This window comes from Rhizobium sp. 10N427, assembly GCF_056394605.1.
In genome coordinates this window covers 77,286-90,483 of the sequence record NZ_JBFTID010000011.1, presented here as the reverse complement: position 1 = coordinate 90,483, position 13,198 = coordinate 77,286, and the positions used below count along the sequence as shown (strand labels likewise).

At 62.0% G+C, this 13,198-nt stretch carries 13 protein-coding genes; 4 read left to right on the top strand and 9 right to left on the bottom strand.

The features are described from left to right. Nucleotides 1-135 precede the first annotated feature (135 nt). Nucleotides 136-651: a protease adaptor protein RcdA gene (rcdA, locus tag AC1DIJ_RS21510; RefSeq protein ID WP_112385477.1), complete on the top strand. Its 516-nt coding sequence runs from the start codon at nt 136-138 to the stop codon at nt 649-651. Nucleotides 652-799: 148 nt separating this feature from the next. Here the strand turns inward: rcdA and rpmE are convergent, their stop codons facing one another. Continuing rightward, complete coding sequence (gene rpmE, locus AC1DIJ_RS21505; protein ID WP_007527409.1) at nt 800-1,021, bottom strand: 50S ribosomal protein L31; 222 nt, start codon at nt 1,019-1,021, stop codon at nt 800-802. Nucleotides 1,022-1,213: 192 nt separating this feature from the next. Here rpmE and AC1DIJ_RS21500 point away from each other — a divergent pair, with 192 nt between their 5' ends. After that, entirely contained in the window at nt 1,214-3,016 is a 1,803-nt protein-coding gene (locus AC1DIJ_RS21500) for an ABC transporter transmembrane domain-containing protein (protein WP_477831544.1), read from the top strand. Nucleotides 3,017-3,022: 6 nt separating this feature from the next. On the opposite strand, the gene AC1DIJ_RS21495 is transcribed toward AC1DIJ_RS21500, so the two are convergent. Beyond that, nucleotides 3,023-4,243 carry an adenylate/guanylate cyclase domain-containing protein gene (locus AC1DIJ_RS21495; protein ID WP_112385478.1) on the bottom strand — a complete coding sequence of 407 codons (1,221 nt, stop codon included), beginning with the start codon at nt 4,241-4,243 and terminating at the stop codon, nt 3,023-3,025. A 230-nt stretch (nt 4,244-4,473) separates the two neighbouring features. On the opposite strand from AC1DIJ_RS21495, the gene AC1DIJ_RS21490 reads away from it, so the two are divergent. Both AC1DIJ_RS21490 and AC1DIJ_RS21485 read left to right on the top strand, forming a co-directional pair. Then, nucleotides 4,474-5,463 (top strand): tripartite tricarboxylate transporter substrate binding protein, encoded by a 990-nt coding sequence (locus AC1DIJ_RS21490; RefSeq protein ID WP_112385479.1) that lies wholly within the window; start codon nt 4,474-4,476, stop codon nt 5,461-5,463. 65 nt (nt 5,464-5,528) lie between these two features. Beyond that, on the top strand, nt 5,529-5,717 hold the full coding sequence (locus tag AC1DIJ_RS21485) for a YegP family protein (protein ID WP_112385480.1): 189 nt from the start codon (nt 5,529-5,531) through the stop codon (nt 5,715-5,717). A 36-nt stretch (nt 5,718-5,753) separates the two neighbouring features. Here the strand turns inward: AC1DIJ_RS21485 and AC1DIJ_RS21480 are convergent, their stop codons facing one another. From AC1DIJ_RS21480 to AC1DIJ_RS21450, 7 genes are all read right to left on the bottom strand, one after another. Further along, nucleotides 5,754-7,391 (bottom strand): FAD-binding dehydrogenase, encoded by a 1,638-nt coding sequence (locus AC1DIJ_RS21480; protein ID WP_112385481.1) that lies wholly within the window; start codon nt 7,389-7,391, stop codon nt 5,754-5,756. 122 nt (nt 7,392-7,513) lie between these two features. After that, a complete protein-coding gene (locus AC1DIJ_RS21475; protein ID WP_112385482.1) occupies nt 7,514-8,545 on the bottom strand; it encodes a peptidoglycan -binding protein in 1,032 nt (343 codons plus the stop codon). Between the two features lie 3 nt (nt 8,546-8,548). Further along, entirely contained in the window at nt 8,549-9,628 is a 1,080-nt protein-coding gene (locus tag AC1DIJ_RS21470; RefSeq protein WP_112385483.1) for a MotA/TolQ/ExbB proton channel family protein, read from the bottom strand. A 113-nt stretch (nt 9,629-9,741) separates the two neighbouring features. Then, entirely contained in the window at nt 9,742-10,542 is an 801-nt protein-coding gene (locus AC1DIJ_RS21465) for an inositol monophosphatase family protein (protein ID WP_112385484.1), read from the bottom strand. A 185-nt stretch (nt 10,543-10,727) separates the two neighbouring features. Continuing rightward, the gene (locus AC1DIJ_RS21460; protein WP_112385485.1) at nt 10,728-11,825 is read right to left on the bottom strand and encodes a protein-glutamate methylesterase/protein-glutamine glutaminase; all 1,098 of its coding nucleotides are present in this window, start codon (nt 11,823-11,825) and stop codon (nt 10,728-10,730) included. A gap of 12 nt (nt 11,826-11,837) precedes the next feature. Next, nucleotides 11,838-12,692 carry a CheR family methyltransferase gene (locus AC1DIJ_RS21455; RefSeq protein ID WP_112385486.1) on the bottom strand — a complete coding sequence of 285 codons (855 nt, stop codon included), beginning with the start codon at nt 12,690-12,692 and terminating at the stop codon, nt 11,838-11,840. Nucleotides 12,693-12,719: 27 nt separating this feature from the next. Beyond that, the gene (locus tag AC1DIJ_RS21450; RefSeq protein WP_112385487.1) at nt 12,720-13,196 is read right to left on the bottom strand and encodes a chemotaxis protein CheW; all 477 of its coding nucleotides are present in this window, start codon (nt 13,194-13,196) and stop codon (nt 12,720-12,722) included. Between the last annotated feature and the right edge of the window lie 2 nt (nt 13,197-13,198).

Genomic DNA, 13,198 nt, shown 5'->3' with positions numbered 1-13,198 from the left:
CCCTTTCTTAAGAAACGCCTTGCGCATTTAGGGTAATGATACCATCTTAAAGACATAAAGACCGGCCCTTGAAACTTTTACTTCAGGCTGGCGTTACCTGACCATATGTAGACGCGTGCAACAGGGACAAATTGAATGTCGGAACTTGGTTTGAATACGATCAGCTTCGCCGGACGCGCCGCCGCATCGTCGCAATTCAAGACGCTTTATGCCGAGGGCATGTCGCTTGTCGAAGAAACCGCAGCCTACCTCGACGGTAACGGCCGCGCAGCTTCCAAGGTCCTCCCCCGCATGGCGTCGGTACTTTACGCAGCGGAATCGATGCGCCTCACCACCCGCCTGATGCAGATGGCATCGTGGCTGCTGCTGCAGCGCGCCGTCAACAACGGCGAGATGTCTCGCGATCAGGTTCTGGCTGAAAAGAACAAGGTTCGCCTCGACGGCTTCAACGTCGATCGCAACGCTCCCGGCTGGGGCGACCTGCCGGAATCCTTCCGCGATCTCGTCGAGCGCTCGCTGCGCCTGCAGAACCGCATCGCCCTTCTCGACCGCGAAATCTATCGCCCGTCGGAAGCCCCAATCGTTCCCGACAATCAGAACAGCGTTCAGGCGCAGCTCAGCTTGCTGCAGACCGCTTTCGGCAACAACTAAGTTTACTCAGAAGTATATTTAAATCCGGCCGGTTGCGTTCCCTGCGCAACCGGCCTTTTTCATTGGCGGAAAGCGCAGCCCCAAAACCGGGCAATAAAAAAGCCCGGTAGAAACCGGGCTCTTTTCAAATTCAGTACCGCAGAAGCGATTAGAGGCCGAGGCCGCCGAAACGCTTGTTGAACTTGGAAACGCGGCCACCGCGGTCCATGAGCTGCTGGTTGCCGCCCGTCCATGCCGGATGGGACTTGGAATCGATTTCGAGGTTCATGACAGCGCCTTCCGAACCCCAGGTCGAGCGGGTTTCGTATTCGGTGCCGTCAGTCATCACAACCTTGATGGTGTGGTAGTCGGGATGGATATCAGCCTTCATAACAATCTTCCTGCGATGCCAGGGTCCAATTTGACGCATGTCATTKCGGCAAGAGGCCCGATTGAATAAATGAAGCCGCAGTCTCGAAGGCTACGGCTTCCCATTCGGATGCGGTGCCTATACATGAAGGCCTAAAGGATAACAAGTGCCAACAAGCTGGTGATCAACGGTTTGAGGGCGATTGGAGCTGATTTGACAGACGCAGTGCAGGGCGGGGAAAAGAAGTCGCGGTCGCTGAAGCCTCTCGGGCGCCTGACGCCTTATGTCATGCGCTACCGCGGCCTGGTGACCGGCGCCCTCGTCGCGCTGGCGCTCGCCGCCGTCACCTCGCTTGCCCTGCCGCTGGCCATCCGCCGGATGATCGATCACGGCTTCACGCAGCCGGACGGCTCCTTCATCAACAGCTACTTCGCGATGCTGATGGTGATGGCGATCGTTCTGGCGATCGCCAGCGCGCTGCGCTACTATTTCGTCATCACGCTTGGGGAGCGCATCGTCTCGGATCTGCGCCGCGATGTCTTTGCCCATGTGACCCGCCTCTCCGCCTCGTTTTTCGACGTCAACCAGTCGGGCGAGATCGTATCCCGCCTGACCGCCGACACGACACAGATCAAGTCCGCCGTCGGCGCCACCGCCTCGGTCGCGCTTCGCAACCTGATCCTCTGTCTCGGCGCCATGGGCATGATGGTTGTTACCTCGCCGAAGCTGGCAAGCCTGGCGCTCGGCGCCATCCCGCTGATCGTCTTCCCGCTGGTCGCCTTCGGCCGCTCGGTACGCAAGCGCTCGCGCGCCGCCCAGGATACGCTCGCGGAAGCCTCTGCCTTTGCCAACGAGACCATTGCCGCCACGCGCACCGTCCAGGCCTTCAACGGCGAGGATGCCGCTGCCGCCCGCTATGGCATGGCGGTCGAATCCGCCTATGAAGCCGCCCGCTCGGCAATCCGCTCGCGCGCCCTGCTCACCGGCATCGCCATCACCCTGATCTTCGGCAGCGTCGTCGCCGTTCTCTGGGTCGGCGCCCACAATGTTCTGACCGGAACGCTGTCGGCCGGCACGCTCGGCCAGTTCCTGCTCTATTCGGTCATCGCCGCCGGCTCGCTCGGCGCACTCTCCGAAGTCTGGGGCGAACTCTCGCAGGCGGCCGGTGCCGCCGACCGGCTGACCGAGCTTCTAGACGAAGTATCGCCGATCGCAGCACCGCCCCAGCCCGAGATCCTGCCGGTGCCCGCCCGCGGCCGCGTCGAGTTTTCAAACGTCCATTTCGCCTATCCGTCTCGCCCCGGAAAATCGGCACTGCATGGTTTGAGCTTTCACGTCACCCCCGGCGAGACTGTCGCCATTGTCGGGCCATCGGGCGCCGGCAAAAGCACGATCTTCTCGCTGCTGCTGCGCTTCTACGACCCGCAGCAAGGGATTGTCGCCATCGACGGCCTCGATGCCCGCGCAACCGACCCTGATGATCTGCGCGAGCGCATGGCGATCGTCCCGCAGGACGTGACGATCTTTGCCGCCTCGATCCACGACAATATCGCCTTCGGCCGCCCGGAAGCAACGCCGGAGCAGGTCCGCGCCGCCGCGATCGCCGCGCAGGCCGACGAATTCATCGCCCGCCTCGACCGCGGTTACGACACGCAGGTCGGCGAACGCGGCATCACGCTATCGGGCGGCCAGCGCCAGCGCATCGCCATCGCCCGCGCGATCCTGAAGAACGCGCCGGTCCTCTTGCTCGACGAAGCCACCTCGGCGCTCGATGCCGAGAGCGAGACGCTGGTCCAGAAGGCCCTCGACGGCCTGATGCAGGGCCGCACCACCCTCGTCATCGCCCACCGCCTGGCAACCGTCCTGAAAGCCGACCGCATCCTCGTGCTCGACCAGGGCCGCATCGTCGAGGAAGGCACCCACCAAAGCCTCATCCGCCACGGTGGCATCTACGCCAAGCTCGCCAAGCTGCAATTTGATGCAGGCGCGGAAGAGTTTTTGGCGATCGCTAAGTAATGGCTTTCACCCCTGCGGGAACGTAAACACGTCCACCGGCTCTCCCAATCCGCGGAGCGGGTAGGTGCCGACCGGCTCCAGTTCGGCGCCGCATTTTGCCATGTCGACGAAAGCCTTCGATATCAGCACGGGACGGCCGACCTCCTTGGTCAGGGTTTCGAGCCGTGACGCAACATTCACCGCCGGGCCGATCACCGTGAAGTCCAGGCGCTTGCGCGAGCCGATATTGCCATACATCACATCGCCGACATGGACGCCGACGCCGTAGCGGAGTTCGACGACGCCGCGTTCGGCATTGAACTTGTTGAGGTCGTTGATAGCCGTGCGGGCTTCCTTCAGCGACAGGAGAAGATTGCGGCAGGCATCGGGATTGCTGAGCGGGAAGATCGCCAGCAGCCCATCGCCCATGAATTTCAGGATCTCGCCGCCATGGCGCTCGATCGGCTCGGACATGGCATCGAAATAGGCGTTCAGCAGTTCGATCACGTCGTCGCGCGGCCACATGTCGGAGATCGTCGTGAAATCGCGGAGATCGCATATCAGGATCGCCGCACCAACCGTGCTGCCGCTGCCCCGCGTCGTGGCGCCGGCGAGGATCTGTTCGCTGGCATGCGGGCCGACATAGGTCTGCAGCAGGGTGCGCGCCAGGATGTTCTTGACGCGGATCTCGCTGACCAGCGTCAGGGCCGGGAGAAGATCGCGCAGGAACGAAATATGCTCGGCCGTGAATCCGCCCGGCCGATTGCTGGAGAAGGTGACGACATGGCGCTTGCCGAGCGTATGCTCCAGCGGCCAGGCGATATAGTCGGTCAGTCCCTCGCCGTGCAACTCCTCATAGAGCGCATAGTCGCTGCGGATCTCGCCTTCGAGGTTCTGGCGAACTTCCGACGCGCCGCTGAAGATCTCGTTCATCGGGCTGCTGAGGAACTGCGGCGTGTTCTCGACACCATAGCCGAAGGTGGTGATCTTGCCTTCCTTCAGCCCCGGCCGCCAGAGAACGCGCGCGCCCATCCATTGCGGATGTAACGTGCGGAAATGCAGCGTCGCGCGGCCGAGCGGCACGCCTGCTTCCAGGAGCCTTTCATTCATCTCGACGAAGATGTTGTCGATGAAGCGTTCGCCGCGCGTCTCGTTGACCAGCCAGTCGAGAATACGGCGGCGGCGAAGCGGCCAGGCGCCGTCTTCGGCATCCGTGAAAGTGGCCATCGCATCGGGGGACAGATGCATATCAAACCTCATGAAATCCGCTTGCAGCGGCAAGCGGTGGAATTCTGTTTTACCCTTAGATGGTTATCGAAGGTGCAAATGTAATATCAATCCCCCATTCCAAGGCGACTAAAGTCGCATGCCCTCAAGCAATCGCACCGGTTGCCTTTACCCCACCCTGCCCTAACCTCCTCCTGCCCGGCCAGACGCAGCCGGGCGACTGAGCTGTTGAATTCTGGGAGGAGAATCGAATGGCGCCTTTTACCTTTACCCGCCGGGCAAGTATTGCCCTCGGCATCGGATTGCTGACCGCACTTGGCGCGGGACCGGCGCTGGCCGAAGGATTTCCGGATCGCACCATCACCATGGTGGTGCCGTTCGCCGCCGGCGGATCGACCGATGTCGTCGCCCGCATCATCGCCGAGAAGATGTCTGCCGATCTCGGCCAGCAGGTCATCGTCCAGAACGTTGCCGGTGCCGGCGGCAATCTCGGCGCCGATAATGTCGCCCGCGCCGAACCGGATGGCTACACCATCCTGATGGGCACCGTTGCCACCCACGCGCTGAACCCGCTGATCCTCAAATCGACGCCCTACGATCCGCAGAAGGATTTCGCCCCGGTCTCGCTGCTTGTCGTGGTGCCGAACGTGCTGGTCGTCAATCCGGAACTGCCAGCCAAGAACGTAAAGGAGCTGATCGCGCTGCTGAAGGCCGAGCCGGACAAGTGGAGCTACGCATCCTCCGGCAACGGCACGCCGCTGCATCTCTCCGGCGAGCTTTTCAACGCCATGGCCGCAACGAAGATGCAGCACATCCCCTATAAGGGCGCAGGCCCGGCGCTGACCGACCTGCTCGGCAACCAGGTCTCGATCATGTTCGACAACCTGCCTTCGTCCTCTCCGCACATCAAGAGCGGCAAGCTGCGCGCGCTGGCGGTGACAACGGCCAAGCGGGCGACATCCTTCCCGGATATTCCGACGATCGCCGAATCCGGCGTTCCCGGCTACGAGACCTACACCTGGAACGCGCTCTTCGCCCCGGCCAATACACCGGCCGATGTGGTGGCAAAACTCAACGATTCAGCCAACAAGGCTCTGAAGGATCCTGCGGTCGCCGGGCGAATGAAGGACTTCAGCGCCACGATCGTCGGTTCGACGCCGGAAGAGCTTGGTGCTCACGTAAAGGCCGAATTGGCCAAGTGGGAACCGATCGTTAAAGGTGCAAATATCCAGATGGAATAGATTGAACTTTTGCTCTAGATTGCTCTTTGTTACCGGGGCAACTTCCTGATTTTGGGAGACAATCGATGTATAAGTTCGAAGTGTACAAAGACAAGGCTGGTGAATTCCGTTTCCGCTTCAAGGCGTCAAACGGCGAGCAGATGTTCGGCTCGGAAGGCTACAAAGCAAAGGCATCCGCGCTGAGCGCCATCGAATCCATCAAGAAGAATGCGCCCGGCGCAACGGTCGACGATCAGACCAAGCCAACGGCATAATTTAAGGGAGGCGGCATCCCGAATGCGGTGCCGCCTTCACACCGCCCGCCCGGCCACCCGGCCGGAGAAAATGCAACCGCCGAGGAAGGTTCCCTCCAGCGCGTTGTAGCCATGCATGCCGCCGCCGCCGAAGCCGGCGACTTCGCCGGCCGCATAGAGACCGGGTATGGCATCGCCATTTGGGCCGATCACCCGGGCCGAAAGATCCGTCTCCAGACCACCCAGCGACTTTCGCGTCAGGATATGCAGGCGCACGGCAATCAGTGGCCCCTTGGCCGGATCGAGCAGCCTGTGCGGCCGGGCCGTCCTCAGCAGCTTGTCGCCGATATAGCGCCGTGCGCCGCGGATCGCCGTCACCTGCGCATCCTTGGAAAAGCTGTTGCCGATCTCGCGGTCGCGCGCTTCGATCTGCCGGCGGATATGCGAAACGTCGAGCAGCCTTTCGCCGGTCAGCGCATTCATGCCGTCGACCAGCTGCTCCAGCGTGTTGCGAACGATGAAATCCTCGCCCTTGTCCATGAAGGCTTTCACTGGTCTCGGCGGTTCCCTGCCGAGACGCTGAAGCAGCAGCTTGATATCCTTGCCCGTCAGATCCGGGTTCTGCTCGGAGCCCGAGAGAGCAAACTCCTTCTTGATTATCGCCTTGGTGAGGATGAACCAGCTGTAGTCGTGGCCAGTCTGCTTGATCGCCTTCAGCGTCCCGAGCGTATCGAAGCCCGGCATGGCAGGGGCGGCAAACCGGTTGCCGCGCGCATCGCACCAGAAAGAGGACGGCCCCGGCAGGATGCGGATGCCATGATTTGCCCAGACCGGATCCCAGTTCCGCAGCCCTTCGGTATAGTGCCACATGCGATCGCCATTGATGACGCGGGCACCGGCCCGTTCGCCGATCTCCAGCATGCGCCCATCGACATGGGCGGGCACACCAGCGACCATCGCGGCCGGTGGAGGCCCCAGCCGCTGCTGCGGCCAGTTTCGCCGGACGAGATCGTGATTGCCGCCGATACCGCCCGAGGTGACGATGACGGCGCCGGCGCGGATCTGGAACGTGCAGGAAATCATCCGCGCCGTTGCTTTGCCGCGTGGCGCATTGTCAGGCACCAGCACGGTGCCGAAAGCGCCGACGACCGTGCCGTTCTCGACGATCAGATCATCGACTCGATGGCGAAAGCCGAAGGTGATCTTGCCCTGTTCTTCCGCTTCGCGCACACGGCGAATAAAAGGCTCGAGAACGGCCGGCCCTGTTCCCCAGGTCAGATGAAAGCGCGGCACCGAGTTTCCATGGCCATGCGCCATGCCGCCGCCGCGTTCGGCCCAGCCGACGACGGGAAACCAGCGCATGCCCTGCTGATGTAGCCAGGATCGCTTTTCGCCGGCGGCAAATTCCAGATAGGCTTCGGCCCAGAGCCGCGGCCAGTAATCTTCCGGCCGGTCGAACCCCGCCGAGCCAGACCAGTCCTGCCGCGCCAGATCGATACCGTCGCGGATACCCAACCGGCGCTGTTCGGGACTGTTGACGAGAAACAGCCCGCCGAGAGACCAGAAGGCCTGCCCGCCCAAGCTCTGCTCGCCTTCCTGATCGACAATGCAGACCTTGTGTCCGCGATCGGCAGCCTCGGCAGCCGCTACTAATCCAGCCAGGCCAGCGCCGATGACGAGCACATCACATTCCATCCCGAACGCCTCCCCCGCATTCACGAATCCAAGGTTATGCAGTGGCAGCGTCAGCCGCAACTGCTGGATTTCACTCTCTGAAATTTGGGGCGATGGCAGGGCGGCCAGATGCCGCCCCCAGCTTATTTCTCAGTGAGCTTGAGCTCGATACGGCGGTTCGTCGCTCGCGCTTCCGGCGTATCGCCGGGTGCGATCGGCTGGAATTCGCCAAAGCCTGCGGCCACCAATCTATCTGCCGGGACGCCCTGCGAGATCAGATATTTGACGACCGAGATGGCGCGCGCCGAGGAGAGCTCCCAGTTGTCCCGGTAGCGCCCGGTACCTGACAGCGCCACGTTGTCGGTGTGTCCATCGACACGCAGCACCCAGTTGATCTCAGGCGGGATTTCCTTGGCAAGATCGAGAAGGGCAGCGGCGAGCTTGCCCATCTCGGCGGTACCGTCCGGATTGAGATCCGAGCTGCCCGACGGGAACAGCACTTCCGACTGGAAGACGAAGCGGTCGCCGACAATGCGGATGTTTTCGCGATCGGAGAGAATCTCGCGCAGACGGCCGAAGAAATCGGAGCGGTAGCGGTTCAGCTCCTGCACGCGCTGCGCCAGCGCCACGTTCAGCCGCCGCCCGAGATCGGCGATCTTCGTCTGTGAGGTCTGATCTTTCTGTTCGGATGCCTGAAGCGCCACTTCGACGGCAGCAATCTGGCTGCGAAGTGCAGCAATCTGCTGGTTGAGCAGTTCGACTTGGCTCATCGCGCGCTCGCTGACCTGCTTCTGCTCGTCGAGTTCCTTGGTCAACCCGCCGATTCGCTGCTGGGCAACGTCCTGCCCGCCGGAACCGGCATCGAGCAACGCCTGCAGCCGCGAACGCTCGCTCTCGGCGCCGGCAAGTGAGGCCTGCAGGTTGGCGACGGAATCTTCCAGATCCTGCTTGCTGCCCTTTTCGAGCGCCAGCAGCTGGGTGAGTTCGTTGATCTGGCTGTTGAGGCGCGTCAGCACCTCGTCACGGCCGCTGATTTCGCGGCTGAGGATGAACTGGCCGACGACGAAGACCGTCAGCAGGAACATGATGGAAATCAGCAGCGTCGACAGCGCATCGACAAAGCCCGGCCAATAATCGACCGTACGCTCGCGGCGGCGGTTCCTGGCGAGAGCCATGGCTTACTTGCCCTCGCTCTTCTCTGTCTGACTACTGCGATAGCCACGCTCCTGCGCCCCGATCCGCTCGGCTAGCCGGTCGAGCGTGCGGCGCATCGCCTTGGCCTCGTCCTGCTGCGCCTCGATCCAGTCGCGCAGCATCTGCTGCTCGTTTCGCATGTTCTTGACCAAGCCCTGGATACCCTCCGCGAGGCTCGCCATAGCGGCAACGGAACGTTGATTGCCGGCACCGCCGTCTTCCGAAACCTTCTTCAGATATTCTGAGAGCGAACGCACATCTTCCGAAGAGCCGCCTGCAGCATCGATCATAGGAACCGGCATGTCCGAGCCAACGTCGGTCACCGACGAAAGCCAGTTTTCCAGCTCCATGTAGAAGCGGTTCTGCGCGCGGCCGGCCTGCAGATCAAGGAAGCCGAGGATCAGCGAGCCGGAAAGACCGAGCAGCGACGACGAGAAGGCCTGGCCCATGCCCGAAAGCGGCGTCGAAAGACCTTCCTTCAGTGTCGCCAGCACATCGCCGGAGCCATTGGTGCCGGCATCGAGAGATTGAATGACATTGCTGATCGAACCGATGGTGCCGATAAGGCCCCAGAAGGTACCGAGCAGACCGAGGAAGACCAGGAGGCCGATGAGATAGCGGGACGTATCGCGGGATTCATCGAGACGGGTCGCAATCGAATCCAGGATCGAACGCAGCGCCGTCGTCGACAGTGTTGCCGTCGATTTGCGGCTGCCGATCAGCGCACGCATCGGCGCGAGCAGCTTCGGATTGCGATTCACTTTGTCGGCGCTGCCGGCGGCGCGGAACGAGTTGAACCAGCGCACTTCGGGCCTGAGCGCCAGCACATGGCTGAACACCAGAATGATGCCGACAGCGAGCACGCCGAGGATCAGGCCGTTGAGGCCCGGATTATGCATGAAGGCGGTTTGCGTCTGCCTGAAAAGGATCGCAGCAATGAAGCCGACGATCACCAGAAAGAGGACCATCGTCCACAGAAAGGACATCGGGCTGGAGAGTTTGTGCGTATAGGTACCGCTCGGTTTTTCGGTCGAGCCGAACTCCGCCGCATTCACGTTTTCCATGGTCTCGCAGCCTCCGCATTGCTTGCACTGCGAGACTAGAGCAACATTGTGCCGAATTGAAGTATGCCGCGACAGAAAACCGTGTGTTTACAACAGCCGGTTTTGATGAGGAATTACTTCGAAGGGATAGGGCGCTTGATGGTTTCGGTGAGTGCCTTGTGAATGTACTCGTTGCCCGCTACCACCGCGCCGCCTTCGACGACGTCAGCGCCGCCGTTCCAGTCGGTTGCGTAACCGCCGGCTTCGCGGATCAGCAGGATACCGGCAGCGATATCCCAGGGGGAAAGGCGGTCTTCCCAGAAGCCATCGAAGCGGCCGGCGGCTACGTAGGCGAGATCCAGAGACGCTGCACCCATACGGCGGATACCGGCGACTTCGCCCATCACATGGCGCAGCTCGACGAGGAATTTGCCGTGATTGCCGCGGCCGAGATGCGGAACGCCACAGGCGATGACGGCATCGGACAGCACGCGGCGGGCGCCGACGCGCAGACGGCGATCGTTGAGGAATGCGCCACCGCCGCGCTCGGCGGTGTAGAGCTCATCGGTCGCCGGGTTGAAGACGACGCCGGCGACGATCTCGCCGTTGCGCTCCAGCGCGATCGAGACCGCAAACATCGGAATGCCGTGCAGGAAGTTGGTGGTGCCGTCGAGCGGATCAACGATCCAGCGATGCGCGCCGTCCGTGCCCTTGATCTCTTCGCTTTCCTCGCCGAGGAAGCCATAGGTCGGACGCGCCTTCAGCAGCTCCTCCTTAACGATCTTCTCGGCCTTGCGATCGGCATTAGAAACGAAATCGCCCGGACCCTTGACCGAAACCTGCAGGTTCTGAACTTCCCCGAAATCACGCCCCAGCGACTTGCCTGCCTTGATGGCAGCCTGAACCATGACATTGAGAAGAGCAGAACGGGCCATGTTGGCAATTTCCTTGGAACTGGTACGGGGTCGCTGTCAGGGCGGGAAGTGTCCCTGATCGCCGGAAAAGGCAGCGCTTTATAAGATTGGCGGCCTCAAGACCACAAAATCGGGGAAATTTCAAGGGGAGACGACGCCCACCCTCGTCGCCAGACGAAAACCGGCGGCCAAGGCCGCCGGTTTCTCTAAAACTTCTGCTGTGTCAGCAGCACTTCGCGGGCGATCTGGTCAAGCGGCAGAACGCGGCTGACGCCGCCCTTGGCGATCGCTTCCTTCGGCATGCCGAAGACCACGCAGCTCGCCTCGTCCTGCGCCACAGTATAGGCGCCGGCCTGGTGCATCTCGAGCATGCCGCGCGCGCCGTCGTCGCCCATCCCGGTCATGATGATGCCCATGGCGTTGGAGCCGGCAGAACGCGCGGCCGAGCGGAACAGCACGTCGACGGAGGGGCGGTGGCGGGAAACCAGCGGCCCTGTCTTCACCGACACATGATAGCGCGCGCCCTGGCGTTCGAGCAGCATATGCCGGTCGCCGGGCGCGATCAGCACATGGCCGCGCAGTACCGCATCGCCATCGACGGCTTCCTTGACCTCGACCTCGCAGAGACCGTTGAGGCGCTTCGCGAAGGCAGCGGTGAACTTCTCCGGCATGTGCTGGACGATGACCATGCCCGGCGCGTTGGCGGGTAGCGCCTCCAGAAATTCGCGCAGCGCCTCGGTTCCGCCTGTCGATGCGCCAACGCAGACGACCATCTCGGTGGTCTTCGCCATGGCGCGACCCGTCGGCGGCGGCAGCATCGCATCGGCCGTGAGCTTCTTCGCCGGGCCATCAGCGGATGCCGAACGCACCACGCCCACACCACGCCGTACCGACGGCAAGCGGGCATGGGCGGCGCCCTTCACCACTTCGCGGATGCGGATCGCATCGTCAGCCAGGCTGTCGGCAGCGCCGATCTTCGATTTGAGGATGATATCGACGGCGCCGGCTTCCAGCGCCTGGATGAGCGTCTCAGAACCGGTCTCCGTCAGCGACGAGCACATCACAACTGGGATCGGGTGCTGCGACATCAGCTTGCGCAGGAAGGTAATGCCATCCATGCGTGGCATTTCCACATCCAGCGTGATGACATCAGGGACGTCTTCCTGCATCTTGCGGGCGGCCATGAAAGGGTCGGTCGCCACGCCCATGACTTCGATATCGGGGTCTTCTTCGAGAATGCGGACCAGCGTCTGGCGAACACTGGCGGAATCGTCGATGACGAGGACGCGAATCTTCTTTCCCATCTCAATCCTGCTTTACGTCTTCTGGAATACCGTGTTCGAAACCTGCTTCAGCGGCAGGTCGAATCCGGTGATCGATTCCGAATGGCCGATGAACATGTAGCCGCCGTCGGCCAGGCAGTCGCAGAGCCTGCTCAGCACACCCTGCTGCGTCGGCTTGTCGAAATAGATCAGCACATTGCGGCAGAAGATGATCTGCATCGGCTCGCCGACCGGATATTTGTCGTCCATCAGGTTCATGCGCGCAAAGCCGACCTTGCTGCGCAGCGACGGTGCGATGCGCACATCACGGCGGCCCGGCTGCTTGGCAGTCATCACATATTTGCGCTGCAGATCGTGAGGTACTGGCTGCACCAGATCCTGCGGATAGATGCCGCGGCGCGCCGTCTGCAGCACATCGGTGCTGAGGTCGGTGGCCAGCACGCTGTAGGACAGCCCGGCCCGCTCCTCGACGAATTCGGAGAGCACCATCGCCATCGTATACGGTTCGGCGCCGGTCGAGCAGGCCGAACTCCAGGTGCGGATCTTGCGCGCACCACCTGCAACAAGCGCCGGAAGCGCCGTCAGCTGCATATATTCGAAATGCTTGGCCTCGCGGAAGAAGTCGGTCTTGTTGGTCGTCACCACGTCGATCAGGTAAACCGTTTCCTGCTCGAGACCGCCATGATCGAAGAGGAAGTCGCAGTAATCGTCGAAACTGGAGTGATGGGTGGCCCGAAGGCGGCGGCGCAGGCGGCCCTCGAGCATCGTCAGTTTCGTCGGAGGCATTTTGATGCCACTATAATCGTAGATGAACCGGGCAAGCTTGTCGAAATTACGCTTGCTGATCCGGTCGCCCGGCAATTGGGCTTCCACTGCTGCCATACTCATGTACGCAATACTCCAAAGGCGGCAGCGCTAGGCCGCCGATTGCAATGCCGAGGCATCCTCGCGCGACAGCAGCCGCGCGAGATCGACGATCACCACGAAACCATCGTCGCGGCGGACCACGCCGGCGATATAATCCGAACGCCAGCGGACGCCGATATCCGGCGCCGCCTCGATCTGGTCACGCCGGAAAGGCGTGACCTCGAAGACCCGGTCGGCAACCAGACCCAGCGTCAGCATCCGGCTCTCCATCGGAATGTCGAGAACAAGAACCCGCGTGTGCGAGGTCGGCTGCGTCTTCGACATGCCGAGCTTCAGCCGGAGATCGATGGTCGGCACGCCCTGGCCGCGCACGTCGCGAAGGCCGAGCAGGTAGTCCGGACCGTTAGGGATCTTGAACGCTTCCGCGTAGTCAAGAATTTCCCTGACCACTTCCACCGGGACGGCGAAGATTTCATCGCCGAGGCTGAAAGTCACGAATTGAGCTTCCTGGGACGCTGTCGCCATGA